Annotated in this window: 13 protein-coding genes; 7 read left to right on the top strand and 6 right to left on the bottom strand. The window is 70.6% G+C overall.

What is annotated here, in order from left to right:
* Positions 1-69 precede the first annotated feature (69 nt).
* A complete protein-coding gene (locus ID574_RS48025; protein WP_188195772.1) occupies positions 70-1,608 on the bottom strand; it encodes a long-chain-fatty-acid--CoA ligase in 1,539 nt (512 codons plus the stop codon).
* A 125-nt stretch (positions 1,609-1,733) separates the two neighbouring features.
* Here ID574_RS48025 and ID574_RS48020 point away from each other — a divergent pair, with 125 nt between their 5' ends.
* From ID574_RS48020 to ID574_RS48010, 3 genes are all read left to right on the top strand, one after another.
* Entirely contained in the window at positions 1,734-3,275 is a 1,542-nt protein-coding gene (locus ID574_RS48020) for a GMC family oxidoreductase (RefSeq protein ID WP_188195771.1), read from the top strand.
* Between the two features lie 33 nt (positions 3,276-3,308).
* A complete protein-coding gene (locus tag ID574_RS48015; protein ID WP_188195770.1) occupies positions 3,309-4,562 on the top strand; it encodes a cytochrome P450 in 1,254 nt (417 codons plus the stop codon).
* Positions 4,563-4,664: 102 nt separating this feature from the next.
* Positions 4,665-5,504, top strand: coding sequence for an alpha/beta fold hydrolase (locus ID574_RS48010; RefSeq protein WP_188195769.1), 840 nt, complete (start codon positions 4,665-4,667; stop codon positions 5,502-5,504).
* On the opposite strand, the gene ID574_RS48005 is transcribed toward ID574_RS48010, so the two are convergent.
* On the bottom strand, positions 5,473-6,555 hold the full coding sequence (locus ID574_RS48005) for a TRM11 family SAM-dependent methyltransferase (RefSeq protein ID WP_223167828.1): 1,083 nt from the start codon (positions 6,553-6,555) through the stop codon (positions 5,473-5,475). The two genes, ID574_RS48010 and ID574_RS48005, sit on opposite strands and share 32 nt — an antisense overlap.
* Positions 6,556-6,787: 232 nt before the next feature.
* Here ID574_RS48005 and ID574_RS48000 point away from each other — a divergent pair, with 232 nt between their 5' ends.
* Positions 6,788-8,029, top strand: coding sequence for a cytochrome P450 (locus tag ID574_RS48000; RefSeq protein WP_188195768.1), 1,242 nt, complete (start codon positions 6,788-6,790; stop codon positions 8,027-8,029).
* 3 nt (positions 8,030-8,032) lie between these two features.
* Here ID574_RS48000 and ID574_RS47995 read toward each other — a convergent pair whose 3' ends face one another.
* A complete protein-coding gene (locus ID574_RS47995; protein ID WP_188195767.1) occupies positions 8,033-9,871 on the bottom strand; it encodes a hypothetical protein in 1,839 nt (612 codons plus the stop codon).
* Positions 9,872-10,442: 571 nt separating this feature from the next.
* On the opposite strand from ID574_RS47995, the gene leuS reads away from it, so the two are divergent.
* Positions 10,443-12,923 (top strand): leucine--tRNA ligase, encoded by a 2,481-nt coding sequence (gene leuS / locus ID574_RS47990; RefSeq protein WP_188195766.1) that lies wholly within the window; start codon positions 10,443-10,445, stop codon positions 12,921-12,923.
* Between the two features lie 69 nt (positions 12,924-12,992).
* Here leuS and ID574_RS47985 read toward each other — a convergent pair whose 3' ends face one another.
* Together ID574_RS47985 and ID574_RS47980 are read right to left on the bottom strand one after the other, a co-directional pair.
* The gene (locus tag ID574_RS47985; RefSeq protein ID WP_188195765.1) at positions 12,993-13,961 is read right to left on the bottom strand and encodes a TIGR03557 family F420-dependent LLM class oxidoreductase; all 969 of its coding nucleotides are present in this window, start codon (positions 13,959-13,961) and stop codon (positions 12,993-12,995) included.
* A 54-nt stretch (positions 13,962-14,015) separates the two neighbouring features.
* Positions 14,016-14,432, bottom strand: a complete 417-nt coding sequence (locus ID574_RS47980) for a hypothetical protein (protein ID WP_188195764.1) — start codon at positions 14,430-14,432, stop codon at positions 14,016-14,018.
* A 147-nt stretch (positions 14,433-14,579) separates the two neighbouring features.
* Between ID574_RS47980 and ID574_RS47975 the strand changes: the two genes are divergently transcribed.
* Positions 14,580-17,726, top strand: coding sequence for a S41 family peptidase (locus ID574_RS47975; protein ID WP_188195763.1), 3,147 nt, complete (start codon positions 14,580-14,582; stop codon positions 17,724-17,726).
* Positions 17,727-18,235: 509 nt separating this feature from the next.
* On the opposite strand, the gene ID574_RS47970 is transcribed toward ID574_RS47975, so the two are convergent.
* Complete coding sequence (locus ID574_RS47970; protein WP_188195762.1) at positions 18,236-19,246, bottom strand: MalY/PatB family protein; 1,011 nt, start codon at positions 19,244-19,246, stop codon at positions 18,236-18,238.
* A gap of 164 nt (positions 19,247-19,410) precedes the next feature.
* Here ID574_RS47970 and ID574_RS47965 point away from each other — a divergent pair, with 164 nt between their 5' ends.
* Positions 19,411-20,253: an aminoglycoside adenylyltransferase domain-containing protein gene (locus tag ID574_RS47965; protein ID WP_188195761.1), complete on the top strand. Its 843-nt coding sequence runs from the start codon at positions 19,411-19,413 to the stop codon at positions 20,251-20,253.
* Positions 20,254-20,393: the final 140 nt, after the last annotated feature.

Genomic DNA, 20,393 nt, shown 5'->3' with positions numbered 1-20,393 from the left:
CGCGACCTCCTCGGGAACGTGCGGAAAGGCGCGAGCACCCACCCGCGCCTTTCCATGGGGCACGACCGATTAGCGCAGTTCGCGCTTGAGGATCTTGCCCGTGGCCGTCATCGGCAGGCTGTCGCGGAACTCGACGATCCGGGGGTACTTGTAGGCCGCCATGTTCTCCTTGCACCAGGCGACCAGCTCCTCCTCGGTGATCGTCGCCCCAGGCGTCCTGATGACGTACGCCTTGACCTCCTCGCCCAGGGACTCGTGCGCGACCCCCACCACGGCGGCCAGCGACACGGCCTCGTGGGTCATCAGGACCTCTTCGAGCTCGCGCGGATAGACGTTGAACCCGCCACGGATGATCATGTCCTTGGCCCGGTCGACGATGGAGTAGTACCCGTCGGCGTCCCGCGTGGCGATGTCGCCGGTGCGGAACCAGCCGTCCTTCATGACCTCGGCCGTCGCCTCAGGGCGGCCGTAGTAGCCCTTCATGACGTTGTGCCCGCGGATCGCGATCTCGCCCGGCCCTTCGCCCTCGACGGTCTTCCAGTCGCCGTCGATCAGCTTCATCTCCACGCCCCAGATCGGGGTGCCGATCGTGCCGGGCTTGGTCGGCCGGCCCAGCTGGTTGAAGCTGGCCACCGGCGAGGTCTCCGACAGCCCGTACCCCTCCAGGATGCCGATCCCGAAGGTCTGCTCGAAGTCCTTGAGCACCTCCACCGGCGACGACGCGCCGCCCGCCACCGCGACGCGCAGCGAGCGGGGCACCTCCACGCCGTCGGCGTGGATCTTGGACAGCATGCCCCAGTACATCGTGGGCACCCCGGCGAAGAACGTCACGTTCTCCTTCACCATCAGGGCGAGCGCCTCGCCCGGGTCGAAGCGCGGCATCAGCACGACCGTCGCGCCACGCAGGAAGCCGGTGTTCATGACGACGCTCTGGCCGAAGGAGTGGAACAGCGGCAGCACCGCCAGATATGTGTCGCGGCCCTCCTCGCTCCGGGGGAACATCTTGTCGCTGACCAGGGCGTTCATCAGCATGTTCTGGTGGCTGAGCTCGGCCCCCTTGGGCTGGCCGGTCGTGCCGGAGGTGTAGAGGATCACGGCGGTGTCGTCCGGCGCCGTCTGCGCGGTCTCGAACGTGTTCGCCATCCCGCCGAGCGCCGCCCAGATCGACTCGCCGTACGGGGACTCGGTCGCGAGGGGCGTGGCCGGGAGCACGAAGAAGTGCTCGCATCCCGCGGCCGCCTCGAAGCCCGCCTTGCCGCGCTCGCCCAGCGGCAGCTCCGGCGTGCCCTCGAAGCAGAACAGCGCCTTGGCGTCACTGTCGTCGAGGTGGTAGGCGATCTCACGCGACTGGAGCAGCACGTTGAGCGGCACCACCGTCGCGCCGGCCTTGAGGATGCCGAAATAGACGAACGGGAAGTACGGCAGGTTGGGGCAGGCCAGCGCGACCTTGTCCCCTCTGCCGATGCCGCGCGCCACCAGCAGGTTCGCCACCTGGTTGGCGACATCGTCGATCATCTTGTACGGCAGTCGCATGTCGCCGAAGACGATGGCCGTGCCGTCCGGATTGTTCCTGGCGCTGTCCTCCAGGACGATCGACAGATTGAGCATGACGCCTTCCTCCCTCTGTAGCCGCCTTCGGCGCCATCTAAGCAGGATCCACAAACCGACTGGTAGGTAACAGAGGTCACAAGTGGATATGGACGCGCCCTGCTACCTGGAGTAAGCAAGTGGTTATGGAGTACGACTATGTGATCGTCGGCGCCGGCTCCGCGGGGTGCGTGCTGGCCAACAGGCTGTCGGCGGATCCGGACGTGTCGGTGGCGCTGGTCGAGGCGGGCGGGCAGGACGACAAGCTGGAGATCCGCATGCCCGCGGGCTTCGCGAAGCTGTTCAAGACCGACTACGACTGGAACTACACCACGGCCAAGCAGAGCGAGATGTCCGGCCGGGAGCTCTACTGGCCGCGCGGCCGGGTCATCGGCGGCTCCTCCTCGATCAACGCCCAGATGTGGGTGCGCGGCTGCCAGCTCGACTACGACCAGTGGGAGGTCCCCGGCTGGTCGTACGACGACGTCCTGCCGTACTTCACCAGGGCCGAGCGCCGCGTCGGCAGCAACCACGGTCACGTCTACGGCACCTCCGGCCCCCTCTACGTCTCCGAGCTGCGCAGCCCCAACGTCACCACCGCGGCCTTCCTCAAGGCGTGCGAGGAGCTCGGTTTCGAGCGGTTGAACGAGCTGAACGGCCGCTCCAACGAGGGCTACAGCGCGACCCCCGTCACCCAGAACCGGGGGCGCAGGTGGAGCTCCGCCGACGCCTACCTGCGCCCGGCGGCCGGTAGGCCCAACCTCACCGTGATCACCGGGGCCACCGTCGACCGGGTGGTGTTCGACGGCAGGCGCGCCACCGGGATCCAGCACAGCGGTGGCGCCCAGGTCAGGGCCAGGCGCGAGGTGATCCTGTCCGCGGGCGCGATCGGCTCGCCGTACCTGCTCATGCGCTCCGGCGTGGGCGCGGCAGGCGAGCTGCGCGACGCGGGGGTCGAGGTCGTGCACGACCTGCCCGAGGTCGGCAAGAACCTCCAGGACCACCTCGCCTCCGGTGTGTACGTCGAGTGCCGCCAGCCGGTCACCCTGACCAAGGCCGAGTCGATCGGCAACCTGCTGCGTTACATCGTGCTGCGCTCCGGCATGCTCACCTCGAACGTGGGCGAGGCGGTCGCGTTCATCAGAACCTCGGCCGAGGAGCCCGCGCCCGACATCGAGCTGATCTTCGCGCCGGTGCCGTTCAAGGACCACGGCCTCACCCCGCCGACCGGCCACGGGCTCACCGTCGGCGTCGTGCTGCTGCAGCCGGAGAGCCGCGGCAGGATCGGGCTCAACGGCAGGGACGTGGTGATCGACCCCGGCTACCTGACCGCGGAGGCCGACGTCAAGCGGCTGGTGTCCGGGCTGAAGACGGCCAAGCAGGTCTTCGCCACGGCCGCGATGAAGCCGTACGCGGGCGGCCCGATGGCGCCGTACTGGGCGCCGGAGAGCGACGAGGAGCTCGCCCAGTGGGTACGCGAGCGCGGCGAGACCCTCTACCACCCGGTCGGCACCTGCCGCATGGGCGCCGACGAGGCGTCGGTCGTGGACCCGTCCCTGCGGGTGCGCGGCGTCGAGGGGCTGCGCGTGGTGGACGTGTCGATCATGCCGACGCTCAACCGCGGCCACACCCACGCCCCCGCCATCATGATCGGCGAGAAGGGCGCCGATCTCATCAGGCACTCTTGACGTAAGTGGGCACTTGCACAAATCCTTGAGGGTATGACGCTGTCCGCGGACCTGGACCTGTCGCAGATCCCGTTCTGGGGGTTGCCGCAGGCCGAGCGCATGGAGGCATTCCGGAGACTGCGCGCGCTGGAGCATCCGGTGTTCGTGCCCGAGCAGGAGGTGCCGTTCGTCGGCGGCGGGCCCGGCTACTACGCCCTGGTCCGCCATGCCGACGTGACCGAGGCCAGCAGGAACGCGGCCGTGTTCAGCAGCGAGCCGTGTTCCAACAGCATCCCCGACATGCCGCGCTGGCTGAGCGTGTACTTCGGATCAATGATCAACATGGACGATCCGCGGCACGCGAGGCTGCGCCGGATCGTCTCCAGGGCGTTCACGCCCCGCATCCTGTCCAAGATGGAGGAGGACCTGGCCAGGGCCGCCGCCGAGATCGTGGACCAGGCCATCGCGGAGGGGCCCGGGGACTTCGTGGCGCAGGTGGCGGCGCGGCTGCCCGTACGGGTCATCTGCGACATGATGGGGATCCCCGCGAAATATCACGACATGGTGCTGCGGCGGACCAACGTCATCCTCGGCAACGCCGACCCCGAGTACACCGGCCTCGCCCCGAACTTCAGCCGCGTCAACGTCGCCCGCGGCCTGGCCAAGCTGCTGCACGCCGGCTTCTCGCTCAACCGGCTGGCGGCGCGGCTGGGCGACGAGCGGCGAAAACGGCCCACGGGCGACCTGGTGAGCCTGCTGGTCAACGGGGACGAACGGCTCTCCTCACAGGAGCTGGGCTCGTTCTTCATCCTGCTCGTGGTGGCGGGCAGCGAGACCACGCGCAACGCGATCGCGTACGGGCTCAAGCTCTTCACCGACCACCCCGAGCAGCGGGAGCTGCTGCTGAGCGACTTCGACCGGCGCATCGTCGGGGCCTGCGACGAGATCGTCAGGTACGCCACGCCGGTCATCCAGTTCCGGCGCACGCTCACGCGGGACCACGAGATGAACGGCACCGCGTACAAGAAGGGCGACAAGGTGCTGCTGTTCTACAACTCCGCCAACCGTGACGAGTCCGTCTTCACCGACCCGGACGCGTTCGACATCACCCGCGACCCCAACCCGCACGTCGGCTTCGGCGGGCCGGGGCCGCACTACTGCCTGGGCGCCCACCTGGCGCGCAGGGAGATGACCGTGATGTTCCGCGAGCTGTTCACCCGCCTGCCGGGCATCAGGTCCGTGGGCGAGCCCGACTTCCTGCTGTCCAACTTCATCAACGGCGTCAAGCACCTGCGCTATACCTTCTGACCGGCGCGAGCACCTGTCCCCGTCGCATGCGATCTCCTTCGCCGGCGGCCCGTTGTGTAGTTCGTACTCCTGCGCGGGGGGCGAGTGCTAGGTTTCGCAGTCATGGAGATCAGGACTATCCACGCCAATGGGGTGGAGTTCGCGTATCTGACCCTGGGGGAGGGGCCCCTCGCCCTGTGCCTGCACGGCTTCCCCGACACCGCGCACACCTGGCGCCACCTGATGCCGGCGCTGGCCGAGCGCGGTTACCGCGCGGTCGCGCCGTTCATGCGCGGCTACGCGCCCACAGAGGTCCCCGCCGACGGCGCGTACGAGGACGCCGCGCTGGTCGCCGACGTCCGCGCCCTGCACGAGGAGCTCGGCGGCGACGCCGACGCGGTGATCATCGGCCACGACTGGGGCGCCTTCCCCGTCTACCACACCGCGGGCCGCTTCCGCCGCGCCGTCACGCTGGCGGTGCCGCCGCCCGGCTCGCTGGTGAGCACCTTCCTCGACTACGAGCAGCTCAAGCGCTCGTTCTACATCTTCCTCTTCCAGACCTCGCTGGCCGAGACGGCCGCCGCCATCCCCGGCTTCATCGAGAGCCTCTGGCGCGACTGGTCTCCCGGCTACGACGCCGGGGAGGATCTGGAGTTCGTCCGGCGCAGCATCGGCGACCCCGCCAACCTGAGCGCGGCGATCGGCTACTACCGCGCCATGCTCGGCACCACCCCGCGCTCCGGCCGCTACCCGGCCGTCGAACCCGGCGTCACCGGGCCCGTGCTCTATCTGCACGGCGCCCAGGACGGCTGCCTGGGCGCCGAGCTGGTGAAGGACGCGCCGAGCCACCTTCCGCCCGGCTCCAGGACCGAGCTGGTGGCCGGCGCCGGCCACTTCCTCCACCTCGAACGACCGGCCGAGGTCAATCAGCTCATCCTGGACTGGATCGGCCCCGCTTCCTGAGCACCGCGATCACGGGGTGCCGACCCGACAGGCTGACCCGGAGCGCCTCCTCCACGGCGAACCCGCGTGGGATCACGTCGTCGGCCAGCGCCACGGCGAGCCCGTCGGCGGCCAGCACCCGCCGCACCTCCCGCCACAGCAGGCCGAGGTCGGCGGCGAGCAGCCCCCGCGGCGGCACCTGGCGCCCCCAGGGCGGGTTCACCAGTACGCGATCGGCACTGCCGTCGGGCACCGGGATCCGCCCCGCGTCCGCCACGGCCCACCCGAACCTGCCTTCAGGCGAAAGGCGCAGGGCGGCGCGGGCGTTGGCGGCGGCCGCCGCGAGCGCGGACGGGTCGTGATCGAAGCCCAGCAGCCGCGGGCCCGCCGCACCCCCGGCCGTCTCCATGGAGGCGTGGGCCTCGATCAGCGTGGTGCCCGCGCCGCAGCACGGGTCGAGCACCGTGCCCGCCCCCTCCAGCCGCGCCAGCTCCGCCATGGCGGCGGCCACCGGCGGGTGCAGGGTGCCGCGGATGGAGGCCGTCTTGTACGGCCTGCGGTGCAGCGGCCGGTCGGCCACCCGGAGCGCGATGACGGCCTGGTCGCCCTCGATGGTGACCCGCCACGACATCGCCTCCCGCGGCGGCCGCCCGCCGTCACCCCTGGAGTGGTACGGCAGCCCCAGCGGCCGCGCCAGCTCGGCCCCGACCGCGTCCTCGATCTCGAACCGGGTGTAGTTGCGGCGGCCGACGAAGGACGCCGACACCTCCAGCCCGTCCCGGTCCACGCCCCTGCCCGCCAGGCGCACCAGCCGGTGGGCGTCCAGCTCGCGGGCCGCCCTGGCCAGCCGGCGCAGCGCGGCCCGTTCGCAGCCGATCCCGTCCACGACGGCGGCGGCCAGCAGCACGTCGTCCGCCGTACGCAGCCCCAGGAGCCCGGCCTCGTCCGCGGTCTCGAACCACACCTCGCGGTGACGCAACCCGCGCACCACGCCCAGCCGGGAACGTCGAATCTCCGTGGCCACCAGGGGCTCGATGCCATGCACGGCCCTGGCCACGGCAAAAGTAGCCAATTGTCCTTCTCCCACGTCGCGACCCGGGACGGCGGTCGCTCAGCCGTCCCGCATCGCCGGCGGTGGGTCGTCCGCGACCCGCCGGCGGCTCGCTAACGCAGGTGGAAGAAGGTCATGGAGATCACCTTAGGGCCGGGCGGCTCAGGGCTGCCACACATTTTTCCGACATGACATACGTACGGCGTACGTGTCAGCCATTGACGTAAGTGGCCACTTTTCGAATGATTGCCTCATGAGTGTCGTCGACTTCGACCTGTCGGACCGTGACTTCTGGGCCAGGCCCATGGAAGAGCGCGAGGTGGCGTTCGACCGCCTGCGCTCGCTCGAGAGCCCCGCGTTCTTCGAGGAGATGGACATCGGCTTCGCCCCCAAAGGGCCGGGCTACTACGCGCTGGTCAAGCACGCCGACATCCTGGAGGCCAGCCGCAACCCGGAGGTCTTCTGCTCGGGCGACGGCGGCGCGACGGGCATCCCGGACATGCCGGCCGAGTTCGCGGAGTACTTCGGGTCGATGATCAACATTGACGACCCCCGTCACGCCAGGCTCCGCAGGATCGTCTCCCGTGCGTTCACGCCCAAGATGATCAAGCAGTTCGAGGCGGACGTCGAGGAGGCCGCGGTCGGCATCGTGGACGACCTCCTGGCCAAGGGGCCCGGCTGCGACTTCGTGACCGAGGTGGCCGCCCGCCTGCCCCTGAAGATCATCTGCGACATGATGGGCATCCCCGAGAGCGACTACAAGTTCGTCTTCGACCGCTCGAACACGATCCTCGGCGGCTTCGACGCCGAATACGGCGGCACCGACGTCGACGAGATCGCCACGCGGCTGCTCCACGCCGGCATGGAGCTGCAGCAGCTGGTCCAGGACCTGGCCGCACACCGCGCGGAAAAGCCCACCGACGACCTGACGTCGTCCCTGGTCAACGCCAACATCGACGGCGAGCGGCTGTCGCTGCAGGAGCTGGGCTCGTTCTTCATCCTGCTCGTGGTGGCCGGCAACGAGACCACCCGGAACGCCATCTCCTACGGCCTGCGCCTGCTCACCAAGAACCCCGACCAGCGCGCCCTGTGGCTGGAGGACATCGACGGCCACGCGCCCCAGGCCGTGGAGGAGATCGTCCGCCTGGCGTCCCCGGTGAACTTCATGCGCCGCAAGCTCACCAGGGACTACGAGATGAACGGCAACCTCTACCGCAAGGGCCACAAGGCGGTCCTGTTCTACTGGGCCGCGAACCGGGACGAGTCCGTCTTCGAGGACCCGTACCGCTTCGACATCACCCGCGACCCCAACCCGCACGTCGGCTTCGGCGGCCCGGGCCCGCACTTCTGCCTGGGAGCCCACCTGGCCCGGCGGGAGATCACGGTGATGTTCCGCGAGCTGCTGCGGCGCGTGCCGCACATCGAGGGCGGCAAACCGGACCGGCTGCACTCCATGTTCATCAACGGCATCAAGCACATGGAGTGCAGGTTCTAGCGGCTAGCCCTGCGTGGAGAGCCTGAGCTGGTTCATCACCGTGCGGATGTCGGGGAGGAGCTGCTTGCTCTCCGACGGGATCGACATGTAGACGATCGCCGGGACGTCGCCTCCGGTGTTGACCGCCATCGTGACGATCGTGGCCTTCTCCGTCTGTGACGTCAGCGAGTACGCGATCAGCCGTCCCGTCTGGTCGCCCACCTTGATCGACTGCTGGGCGATCTTGCGGACCTTGTTGTCGGCCGGGAAGAAGCTCTTGCGGGCGTTCAGCACCACCTGCTTGATGACCGGCTCCAGGTTGTCCTGCTCGTAGTAAGAGGTCAGCCTGGCCGGCAGCGGGCCCGACATGAGCTGGGCGAACTTCTCCGGCGCGATCTGGACGTACTGCCGGGTGGTGTAGTTGTAGGTGCCCTTGATCGTGACCGAGCCGCGCTGGTCCAGCTGCCAGTTGCCGCCCAGGCGCGGGACGGAGATCCCGGCCGCGACGTCCGGCACCCTGCCGATCACGGGGGAGGCCTTGCCCGGGAATTTCGGCAGCGCGCCGATGCTGGTCGGGGGCTTGGTGGTAGGCGGCTTCGGCGGCTCGGTGGACTGGCCGGAGGCGGCGGCGGACGAGGGCGCCTCCTCGCCGGCCAGCGGACCCGCCAGGAACGCCCACAGCAGCGCGGCGACCAGCGCGATCGCGACGGAGCCGCCGAGCGCGTACATCCAGACGGGCTTGCCCTGGTCCGCGTCGTCGTCCAGGACCTCCTGGTCGCCCATGGCCTGGTAGTTGTCGCCGAAGACGGTGTTCCAGAGCTCCTGCTGGCGCTCGGGCGGCGGGGTGCGGGAGCCGCTGATCTGGCCCGCCGTCACGAACCGGTGGTCGGGGTCCGACGGGTCGCGGCTCAGGTTCGATCCGGGGCGGGGGGCGCCGGGGGGCTGGTCGTTCTGGTCTTCGGCGGGGGGCGTGCCTATGTGGGTGGAGTCCATGGGGGTTGAGGGGACCGCGCGATCGTTGAGGAGGTTCTGGGAGTGCTGAGCGTACGTGACCGTCCGCTCTTCGGACGGGTGGATCTGGGGCGGAGGGCCGTGTGGCTCGGCCGGCACGTCGTGCGGCGGCGGACCGGGCGGGGCGGCCTGGTCGTACCCCGTCGCACGCTGCTCCGGCGCGTCGGCCGCCGGGCCGCGGTCGCCCTGCGGCCACGGAGCGGGCGTGGACAGGTTGGCCCAGGCGCCGGGGTTCGGCGACGGCGGCTGCTGCCACGCGGGCACGGGGTCCGGCAGGGGCGGCTGCTCGGCCCGGGAGCCGTTTCGTGAATCGGTCCTGGAGCCGCCCAGGGAATCGGCCCGGGAGTCCGTCCGCGAGCCGGCCGAGGCCCCGGCCGCCCCCTGCGGCGCCGCGTCCGGCCAGGCAGGCGCGCCGCCCTGAGGGGTCGCGTCGGGCCACCCGGACGGTCCGCCCTGCGGCGAGGCATCGGGCCAGGAAGGCCCGCCCTGCGGCGGGCCGTCGGGCCATGAGGCCGGCCCGGCCTGCGGCGAGGCGTCCGGCCACGCGGGCGCGCCGCCCTGCGGGGTCGCGTCGGGCCACGACGGCGGGTCCTGGCGCGGCGGTTCGGGCCAGGAGGCGTCCTTGCGCGGCGGCTCCGGCCAGCCTGCGTCCGGACGGGGCGGCTCCGGCCAGGAGGGACCGGAGTCATGAGAAGAGGCCCGGGAGTCGCGACGGGAGTCGACCCCGTGCGACGGCTCATGCCTGGAGCGGTCCCCGCGGGACGGTTCGGGCCAGGAGGCGTCCGAGCGCGTCGGCTCCGGCCACGCGGGATCCTGCCGCCCTGGCGAGCTCGGTGCATCCGGCCAGGACACCGGCGCCTCGGCCCTCGCAGACCCGGACCAGGAGGGACTCTCCGCGCCTGAGGAGCCCGGCCAGGAGGACGGGGCTTCGCGGTGGGACGCGTCCGGCCAGGACGGGGGCAGGTGTGGTCCGGAATTATCCGTTGCCATTGCTGCCGGCCCTCCTGAGGTTGTGTCCGGATCAACCCTTATATCCGGATTTGACGTACCAAGCATGATCTCATGGGATTTTCCAGGAGATACAGGTGGTTCCGCAGCGAAACGAGTGAAGCCATGAGGATCGGTGGGCGGATCCTGCAGGGGCAGGCCGTCCTCCGGTCGATCATGCTCAGCTCGGTACACCACGGTGGCAAGAGTATTCTTAAGGGACGAATGAGGTCACAACGGATACATCACCATCAGGTCTCGCTAGACCTGAAGAGCCCATTGTGCCCGCGCACCTCGATCGAGTGCCTGCATTCAACTGAAGAGGTGCGCTAGGCTTGACACATGCGTTCCGCGACCCTGCTTCTTAGCGGGCCGCGACGGCCCTGAGATCTCGCCGTCGCGGCTACCCCTCGTTGTGTTCACGGGGGGTTTTCTTATGGGTCCGAGTCAAGCCAGAAGGACAGTAGCCGTGAGTGAGTACGACCCGCAGGCGCTGCAGGCCAAGTGGCTGCAGCGATGGGAGGAGCAGGAGCCCTATCGGGCGAGCGAAGACGCCGCCGACCCCCGCGAGCGCCGCTACATGCTCGACATGTTCCCCTACCCGTCGGGCGACCTCCACATGGGCCACGGCGAGGTGTTCGCCCTGGGTGACGTCGTCGCGCGCTACTGGATGCAGAAGGGCTACAACGTCCTGCACCCGATCGGCTGGGACTCCTTCGGCCTGCCCGCGGAGAACGCCGCGATCAAGCGCAACGCCCACCCGGCCGAGTGGACCTACGCCAACATCGAGACGCAGGCCCACTCCTTCAAGCGTTACGCCATCTCCTTCGACTGGTCGCGCCGCCTGCACACCAGCGACCCCGACTACTACCGCTGGAACCAGTGGCTGTTCAACCGCTTCTTCGAGCGCGGCCTGGCCTACCGCAAGGGCGGCCTGGTCAACTGGTGCCCCAACGACCAGACCGTGCTGGCCAACGAGCAGGTCGTGGCCGGCAAGTGCGAGCGCTGCGGCGCCGACGTCGTCCGCCGCGAGCTGACGCAGTGGTACTTCAAGATCACTGACTACGCGCAGCGGCTGCTGGACGACATGGAGCAGCTGACCGGCTGGCCCGAGCGGCTGCTGACCATGCAGCGCAACTGGATCGGCCGCTCCGAGGGCGCCGACGTGCTGTTCCAGATCGAGGGCCGCGACGAGCCGGTCCACGTCTTCACCACGCGGCCCGACACGCTGTTCGGCGCCACGTTCTTCGTGGTCGCCGCCGACGCCGCGCTGGCCGACGAGATCGTCACCGACGAGCAGCGGCCCGCGTTCGAGGCCTACCGCGCCGAGGTCGCCCGGCTGAGCGACATCGAGCGCCTGGCCACCGACAAGGAGAAGACCGGCGTCTTCCTGGGCCGCTACGCGATCAACCCGGTCAACGGCGAGCGCATCCCGGTCTGGGCGGCCGACTACGTGCTGTCCGACTACGGTCACGGCGCCATCATGGCGGTGCCCGCCCACGACCAGCGCGACCTGGACTTCGCGCTGAAGTTCGACCTGCCGGTGAAGGTCGTCGTGCACACCGGCCTGGCCGACCCGGGCGAGACCGGCGAAGCCACGCCCGGCGAGGGCACCCTGGTCAACTCCGGCCCGCTGGACGGGCTGTCCAAGGCCGAGGCCATCCGCACGATCATCCAGATCCTGGAGCGCGACGGCAAGGGCACGGGCGCGGTCAACTTCCGGCTGCGCGACTGGCTGCTGTCCCGCCAGCGCTACTGGGGCACGCCGATCCCGATCATCCACTGCCCCGACTGCGGCGAGGTGCCCGTCCCCGACGAGCAGCTGCCCGTCACGCTGCCCGACCTGCGGGGCGAGGCACTGGCGCCCAAGGGCGTCTCCCCGCTGGCCAGCGCCACGGAGTGGGTCAACGTCGAGTGCCCCAAGTGCGGCGGCCGCGCCCAGCGCGACACCGACACGATGGACACCTTCGTCGACTCGTCGTGGTATTTCCTGCGCTACTGCTCGCCGGGCTACACCGACGGCCCGTTCGACCCCGAGCAGGTGCGCAAGTGGGGCCCGATCGACCAGTACGTCGGCGGCATCGAGCACGCGGTGCTGCACCTGCTCTACTCCAGGTTCTTCACCAAGGTCCTGCACGACATGGGCATGCTCGACTTCACCGAGCCGTTCCAGCGCATGCTCAACCAGGGCCAGGTGATCAACGGCGGCAAGGCCATGTCGAAGTCCCTGGGCAACGGTGTCGACCTGGGCCAGCAGATCGACGACTTCGGCGTCGACGCCGTGCGGCTGACCATGGTGTTCGCCGGGCCGCCCGAGGACGACATCGACTGGGCCGACCTCTCGCCGGCCGCCTCGCAGAAGTTCCTGGCCCGCGCGCTGCGCGTGATGTCCGAGGCGACCAGCGAGCCCGGTGTCGCGTTCGACGGCGGCGACGTCGAGCTGCGCAAGGTCACCCACCACACGATCGACGAGGTCACCAAGCTGATCGAGTCCTACCGCTTCAACGTGGCGGTGGCGCGCATGATGGAGCTGACCTCGGCCGCGCGCAAGGCCATCGACTCGGGCTGCGGCCCCGCCGACCCGGCGGTCCGCGAGGCCGCGGAGACGCTGGCGATCATGCTGTCGCTGGTGGCCCCCTACACCGCGGAGGAGGGCTGGGAGCGGCTGGGCCGCACCGGGCCCGTGGCCTTCGGCGGGTGGCCTGCCGCCGATCCCGCGCTGCTGGTGCAGGAGTCCGTCACCTGCGTCGTGCAGGTGGCCGGCAAGGTCCGTGACCGCCTGGAGGTCTCGCCCGGCATCTCCGAGGAGGAGCTGAGGGCCCTGGCCCTGGCCTCGGAGAAGGTCTCCGCCTACCTGACGGGCATGCCGCGCAAGGTGATCGTCCGGGCGCCGAAGCTGGTCAACATCGTCCCGTGACGTCGTCCCGGCCCCTGGTGTGGTGGGGCCGGGACGCCTCGGGAAGCCCCGGGCACGTCCGGAGGCCTCTCAAAGGGTGCGCAGGGCGGGGAGGAGCTCCTTCTCCGCCCAGTCGAAGAACGGCTGCTGCTGGTCGTGCCCGATCTGCACCAGCGCCACGTGCGTGAAGCCGCCGTCGGCGAACTTCTTGACGGCCTGCACGACCGCGTCCACGTCGTCGCCGCACGGCACGCTCTGCGCCACGTCCTCGGGGCGTACGGTGCCGGAGGCCGCGGCGAAGTTCACCGGACCGGGCAGCTCGGCCATGACCTTCCAGCCGCCGGAGGCCGCCCATCGCCACAGGCGGTGGGCCCGCTCCTTGGCGGCCTCCGGATCGGGGTCGTAGGCGATGGGCAGCTGGCCGTAGACGGGCTTGCCCTGGCCGCCGGCCGCGTTGAACTGCTGGACGACGTCCGGCATCGGCTCGTTGACGACCAGCACGTCGCCGTGCTCGGCGGCGATCTCCGCGGACCTGCCGGCGGAGGCGGCGATGCCGATCGGCACGGGCTCGTCCGGCAGGTCGTAGAGCTTGGCCGAGTCCACGTCGAAGAATTCGCCTTGATAGGTGACGTAGTCGCCGTCGAACAGCTCCCTGATGATCTGCACGGCCTCGGCGAACATCCGATGCCTGGTGTCCACGGACGGCCATCCCGCGCCGACGACGTGCTCGTTCAGATTTTCGCCCGAGCCCAGGCCGAGCGTGAACCTGCCCTGCGTCAGCACACCCATGGTGGCGGCCTTCTGCGCCACCACGGCGGGGTGGTAACGCAGGATGGGGCAGGTCACGTACGTCATGAGCGGCAGCCGCTCGGTGACCTGGGCCGCGGCGCCGAGCACCGACCAGCAGTAAGGCGAGTGCCCCATCTCCTCGAGCCACGGGAAATAGTGGTCCGAGATGACCGCGTAGTCGAAGCCGATCCGCTCGGCCGCCGAGGCGTAGTCGACGAGCTCGCGGGCCGGCGTCTGTTCGGACATCAAGGTGTAGCCGATTTGTACCATGCGCCCGGAGCTACCCAAGTATGTCCGGATTAGTGCAGATCATGCACGAGGGCGTCACCGTCCCAGCTCGTCGAGCACCAGCCCCAGGCCGATGCCCAGCAGCCAGATGTCCTTGGAGACCCCGATGCCCTCCGGGGACGGCCGCAGGCTGCCCTCGCGGCGCATTCCCGGCGTCTTGAGATACAGGCCGAGCAGCCCGCCCGCGAACCCGGTCAGCGCGGCCCCGGTCAGCAGCGACGGCACGAACGGCAGCAGCAGGGCCGTGCCGAGGGCGATCTCGGCCCGCGAGAGCAGCCGGGTGAAGGTCACCGGGTCCATGCGGCCGAGGAACGGGTACGTGCCCGCGGCCATCCCGTGCAGGCCGGCGGCGGCCTGTTCGTCGGCGCCCGACTTGTCGAGGCCGGAGTTCAGGATGATGGCGGCGGCGGCCAGGCGGGGCGGGAGTTGGTGCGGTCGAGCGAAGATCCTCATGGTTCCCTCTGTTGCATGAAATATCGGTATTCACCTCCTTCCCGCGCATTTCCGAACAACCCAGGATTGACCGTTCCGGGGACGCCGCAGGTCCGCCGGGAGGAGAATCGATGGGCCGGGCTTGGCGCCGCGCATTAGTGTGCAGCTGTGACAAATGGCGCATACCTGAGATATCCGCATCTGCACGGTGACCTGGTCACCTTCGTCGCCGACGACGACGTCTGGCTGGCCCCGCTGTCGGGAGGAAGGGCCTGGCGGTTCACCGCCGACCGCGTACCGGTGTCGGATCCGAGATTCTCGCCCGACGGCGCCCGCATCGCCTGGACCGGCGGCCGGGAAGGCGCTCCCGAGGTGTTCGCGGCCGAGATCGACGGCCCCGAGGGCGAGCGGCTGACCCACTGGGGCAGCGCCTGGACGGGAGTGCGCGGCTGGACCGAGGACGGGCAGGTGCTGGCGATCAGCCCGACGGGGCAGAGCAGTCGCGTCCGGAGCTGGGCGTATGCGGTGCCGCTCGACGGCGGGGCGGCGACGCGGCTGCCGTGCGGATGGGTCAGCGACGTGGCCGTCAGCGGCGGGCGGGTCGCCACCGTGTCGCCGATGTGGCGTGAGCCCTCGTACTGGAAGCGGTACCGGGGCGGGACCGCAGGCAAGATCTGGGTGGACGCCGACGGCGACGGGGAGTTCGCCAGGCTCTTCACCGACAGCACGGCGCAGTACTGGTCGGTCAGCTGGGTGGGGGACAGGATCGTCTTCCTGGCCGACATCGACGGCGTCGGGAACCTCTACTCCGCCCTGCCCGACGGCTCGGACCTGCGCAAGCACAGCTCACACGAGGAGTTCTACGCCCGCCACGCCACCGGTGACGGGCAGCGGGTGATCTACAGCCACGCCGGTGACCTGTGGCTGCTGGAGAGCCTGGACGCCGAGCCGTACCGGCTGGACGTGCGGCTCGGCGGGCCGCGCCCGGGGCGGTCCAGGCGGCCGGCGCCGCTGCGGGCCGGCTTGTTCTCGCCTGACGCCACCGGACGGGCCAGCGCGGTCGAGATCCGCGGCACCGCGCACTGGGTGCCCCACCGCGACGGGCCCGCGAGCGCGCTGCGCGTGCAGCCCGGCGTCCGCGTACGGCTGCCGCAGGTCCTCGACGCCGACGGGCGTGCCGTCTGGGTGTCGGACGCGAGCGGCGAGGACGCGCTGGAGATCGGCACGCCCGGCGGCGATGTCCGCACGCTGGCCGCCGGGGAGCTCGGGCGGGTGCTGGAGCTGGAGGCCGCGCCCGACGGCAAGCACGCGGCCGTCGCCACCCACGACGGGCGGCTGCTGATCGCCGACCTCGAGACCGGCACCTTGCGCCAGCTCGACCGCACCACACAGGGGGACATCAGCGGTCTGACGTTCTCGCCCGACTCCGGCTGGCTCGCCTGGGTGCACCCGCACCACGAGCCCTTGTCGCAGATCAGGATGGGGCGGGTGGACGGCACGTCGGTGATCGACGTGACGCCGGTGCGGTTCGCCGACTACGACCCCGTTTTCACCAAGGACGGCAAGCACCTGGCGTTCCTGTCGGTGCGGACCTTCGACCCCGTGTACGACGCGCACGTCTTCGACCTGTCGTTCCCCTACGGGTGCAAGCCGTACATCGTGCCGCTGAAGGCCGACACCCCGTCGCCGTTCGACCCCTCGCTGCAGGGACGCGGCTTCAACGGCGAGGACGACAAGCCCAACAAGGATGACAAGAAGGACGACTCGCCGCCCCGCACCGAGGTGGACCCGGAAGGGCTCGCCTCGCGCGTGGTGCCCGTGCCGGTGCCGGCCGCGCGGTACGGCAATCTGCGGACCGCCAAGGACGCCCTGCTCTGGCTGCGCCACCCGCTGGCCGGCCAGCTCGGCGACGGCACCGAGCAGGCGCAGGAGACCGTCCTGGAGCGCTACGACCTCAAGAAGCGCGCCAAGAGCGAGCTGGGCAGGGAAGTGCGCTCGTTCGAGGTCAGCGGCGACGGCACCAGGCTCGTCACCAACGGCAAGAACGGCCTGCAGACCCGCGCCGCCACCGAAGGCGACGAGGTCGTCACCGTCGACCTCGACCGGATCACCGTCCAGATCGACCCGGTCGCCGAGTGGAGGCAGGGCTTCCAGGAGGCCGGGCGGCTCATGCGCGACCACTTCTGGCGCGAGGACATGGGCGGAGTGGACTGGCAGGGAGTGCTCGACCGGTACGCGCCGCTGGTCGAGCGCATCGGCGCGCATTCGGAGCTGATCGACCTGCTCTGGGAGACGCAGGGCGAGCTGGGCACCTCCCATGCCTACGCCATCGCGCCCAACGGCGGCTCCGACCCTCGCCGCCGCCAGGGGCTGCTCGGCGCCGACCTGACCAGGGACGCCGACGGCGTATGGCGGGTCGAGCGCATCCTGCCCGGCGAGACCTCCGACCACGCCGCCCGCTCTCCCCTCCTCGCCCCCGGCGTCGCCGTCCGCCCCGGTGACGCGATCATCGCGGTGGGCGGGCGCCCGGTGGATCCCGTACGCGGGCCGCTCGCCCTGCTGGCCGGCACCGCGAACCAGCCCATCGAGCTGACCGTGCGCCCCGCCTCCGGCGGCGACCCGCGCCGCGTCGTGGTCAGCCCGATCGCGGACGAGTCGCCGCTGCGCTACCACGACTGGGTGGAGAGCCGGCGGGCCGTCGTGCGGGAGGCGTCCCGCGGGCGGCTCGGATATCTGCACATGCCGGACATGGTGGCGTCGGGGTGGGCGCAGTTCCACCGCGACCTGCGTACCGAGATGGCGCGCGACGGGCTGATCGTCGACATGCGGGAGAACAGCGGCGGGCACCTGTCGGAGCTGGTGCTGGAGAAGCTGTCCCGCAAGGTCACCGGGTGGGCGCTGGTCCGCGGGTACGAGCCGATGCGGTATCCGGAGGACTCGCCGCGGGGGCCTGTCGTGACGGTCACCGACGAGTTCGCGGGCTCGGACGGGGACATCGTGAGCGCCGGGATCAAGAACCGCGGCATCGGGCCGCTGGTGGGGACGCGGACGTGGGGCGGGGTGATCGGCATCGACTCCCGCTACACCCTCGTGGACGGCACTCGGGTCACCCAGCCCCGGTATTCGTTCTGGCTCGACGGGCCTGGATGGGGGGTGGAGAACCACGGGGTGGAGCCGGACATCGAGGTGGTGATCACTCCCCAGGACCGGGCGGCCGGACGGGACCCGCAGCTGGAGAAGGCGATCGAACTGGCGCTCGCCGCCCTCGAAGAACACCCGCCCGCCACCCCGCCGGACCTGCCACCCCTGTCCTGACCGGCACCGGACCTTCCGGGGATCGCGTCCTGCGCCGACGCGCGGGTCTCGCCGGGTGGGGCGCAGGTCGGCCGCGGCACGCTCTCTCCAGTGGGGCGCAGGTAGGCCGCGGCACGCGCTGCCCGGTGGCGCGCACGTCGAGCGCGGCACGCGCTGCCCGCCGGGCGGTGCCGCTGCCCCGGAAGGCGCCCGGACGATGCGAAGCCGGGTGCGGGCTTCGGTGCGGCGGCGGTCGCGCCGAAGCCACGCACCGTAGGCCGGCCCGCTGCGCGCCTGCTCGAAGGGCCGGTCAGGACTGACACGGCCGGCACGAAGTGCTCCTCCGGCCGGGGCGAGCCGGGCCGGCAACGGCGCGGCACCGCATGCGCGCCACCCCAAGCTCGCCTGACCTAGGGACGGGGGGCGCGCCGGCCGCTCGCTCTTCGACCGTCGTGCCCGGGTCGCGTCTTCCGTCCCTCAACCGTCGCCCGCCGCAGACCCCGCGAGCTCACCGTCAGGTGAGGGTGAGGTCACCGGAAGCGGGACAGGCGGTCGAGGATCTCGGCGAGGATCGGCTCCGTGGTGGCGAAGTTCAGCCGGACGTACTCCGCCCCGCCCGGCCCGAAGGCGGCGCCGTCCGTCAGCATGACCTTGGCCTCGCGTTCGATGACCTCCGCCATCCCCTCCCGCCCGACGTGCAGCCAGGCCAGGTACGTGGCCTGTGGGATCCGGTACCCGAACGTCTCCGGCAGGCGGGCGGCGAGCGTGTGCCGGTTGCGGTCGAGCAGGGCGCGGACCCGCTCCAGCCAGGCGTCCCCGTGCCGCCACGCCGCCACCGTCGCCTCCACGCCGAACAGGTTCGCCGAGCCGTACACGAACGGCGGCTGCGCCTCCAGGGCCTTGAGGACGCCCCGGTGGCCGAGGTGGGCGACCGAGACGCGGATGCCTCCGAGGTTGAACGCCTTCGTCGCGGACGTGAGCGTGACGGTGCGTTCGGGGAGGATCGTGGCGAACGGGATGTGCCGGTGCGGCTCGAACGTCAGGTCGGCGTGGATCTCGTCCGCGATGACGAGCAGGTCGTGGCGCTCGGCCTGCTCGGCCAGCTCGGTCAGCTCCTCCCTGGTGAACACCCGGCCGGTCGGATTGTGCGGATTGACCAGGAGTAGCACCCTGCAGCCCGACAGATCCGGCACCTCGAAACGCCACGAGTCGCCGTCGGGCTCGGCCTGGATGGGATGCAGGGGACGCTCCATGATCTGCAGCGTCGTCAGGAACGGGTGGTACGCGGGCGTGTGCACGGCCACCCCGTCGCCGGGCCGGGTCCACAGATGGAGCAGCACCTGGAGTGCCTGGTTGAGGTCGCTGAACGTACGGACGAGCGAGGGATCGGGGGACCAGCCGTACCTGCCCGCCATGCGCTCGGCGAACGCCTCCGACAGCGGCCCGGCGTTGGGCTGGTCCAGCCAGACCGGATAACCGAGGTCGCCGCCGGCGCGCCGCCGCAACGCCTCGATCACTTCGGGCGCGGTCGGCAGATCCATGTCGGCGATCCAGGCGGGAATGACCCCTGGACCGGCCTTTGCCCATTTAAATCCATCATTTTGCGCCTTGAGGTCTTCTGGGCGGTATGCGTCGTTCACCCGAACATTCTAGGATTTTGCAATGTCGTGAGGTGGTGAGGTGGATTGTGGCAGGCTGGGCGGCGATGACGCCTCACCCGAAGATCGATGCCATTGTCGAGACGTACCTGTCCCTGGCCGACGCGGAGGCGCCCGGACTGGTCGAAGGGCTCTATCTGGAGGGGTCGGCGGCCCTGGACGACTACCGGCCGGACACGAGTGACGTGGACTTCGTCGCCGTGACGGCCGCCGAACCACCCATCGGGGCGCTCGCACGCATCCACCACCGCCTCGGCGCCCATCCGTTCGAGGGCGTCTACCTCACGTGGGACGACCTCCGCCGCAACCCCTCCGACCTCGGCGAACGCCCCCAGGCCCACGCCGGCAAGCTCGCGCTCAGAGGCGGCGTCAACCCGGTCACCTGGCACACACTGGCCCACCACGGCGTGACCTGCCGCGGCCCCAAACCGGCCGAACTCGACATCTGGACCGATCCCGCCGCCCTCGCCGCCTGGACCGACGACAACCTGGACCGCTACTGGCGGCGTCTGGTGACCCGCGCTTCCCGGCTGCCCTCCCCGTGGGGGCTGGCCACTCTCGGCGGGTACGGCGCCGTGTGGATCGTGACGGGCGTCTCCCGGATGCACTACACGCTGGCGACCGGCGACGTCACCTCCAAGACGGGTGCGGCCCGGCACGCGCTGGAGGTGTTCCCTGAGCGCTGGCACCGGGTGGTCGACGAGGCGCTGCGCCTGCGCGCGGACGACACCGCGCAACCGTCGTTCGTCAGCCTGGTCTCGGGGCTGAGCGAACACTTCGGCGCGGACCGGCGCTCGCTGTACGCCTCCCCCTTCGAGCGCCGGAGCGACGTGCTGGGCTTCGCCGACCAGGCGATCGTCGCCGCGCACGAGTTGTACGCCGCCCGCTGAGCCCCCTGTCTCGCATGGCGGAACGGATCAGGCGAGAACGGGCCGGGCGGACGGGGGATTGACGGCCGGGTCGGCCGCAGGATACGAATACGCCCAAACGAGCTCACCGTGTCGATTCTGACCAGGTGAGATGTTAGCGC

Source organism: Nonomuraea sp. SYSU D8015, assembly GCF_008065375.1.
Classification (GTDB): Bacteria; Actinomycetota; Actinomycetes; order Streptosporangiales; family Streptosporangiaceae; genus Nonomuraea.
The sequence above is the reverse complement of the archived record's forward strand: the minus strand, read 5'-3'. Positions and strand labels throughout refer to the sequence as shown.

What these genes read in the sequence shown, in the direction of transcription:
- ID574_RS48025 (WP_188195772.1), bottom strand. Translation starts at nt 1,608, where the DNA reads ATGCTCAATCTGTCGATCGTCCTGGAGGACAGCGCCAGGAACAATCCG.
- ID574_RS48020 (WP_188195771.1), top strand. Translation starts at nt 1,734, where the DNA reads ATGGAGTACGACTATGTGATCGTCGGCGCCGGCTCCGCGGGGTGCGTG.
- ID574_RS48015 (WP_188195770.1), top strand. Translation starts at nt 3,309, where the DNA reads ATGACGCTGTCCGCGGACCTGGACCTGTCGCAGATCCCGTTCTGGGGG.
- ID574_RS48010 (WP_188195769.1), top strand. Translation starts at nt 4,665, where the DNA reads ATGGAGATCAGGACTATCCACGCCAATGGGGTGGAGTTCGCGTATCTG.
- ID574_RS48000 (WP_188195768.1), top strand. Translation starts at nt 6,788, where the DNA reads ATGAGTGTCGTCGACTTCGACCTGTCGGACCGTGACTTCTGGGCCAGG.
- leuS (WP_188195766.1), top strand. Translation starts at nt 10,443, where the DNA reads ATGGGTCCGAGTCAAGCCAGAAGGACAGTAGCCGTGAGTGAGTACGAC.
- ID574_RS47985 (WP_188195765.1), bottom strand. Translation starts at nt 13,961, where the DNA reads ATGGTACAAATCGGCTACACCTTGATGTCCGAACAGACGCCGGCCCGC.
- ID574_RS47980 (WP_188195764.1), bottom strand. Translation starts at nt 14,432, where the DNA reads ATGAGGATCTTCGCTCGACCGCACCAACTCCCGCCCCGCCTGGCCGCC.
- ID574_RS47970 (WP_188195762.1), bottom strand. Translation starts at nt 19,246, where the DNA reads ATGGATCTGCCGACCGCGCCCGAAGTGATCGAGGCGTTGCGGCGGCGC.
- ID574_RS47965 (WP_188195761.1), top strand. Translation starts at nt 19,411, where the DNA reads ATGACGCCTCACCCGAAGATCGATGCCATTGTCGAGACGTACCTGTCC.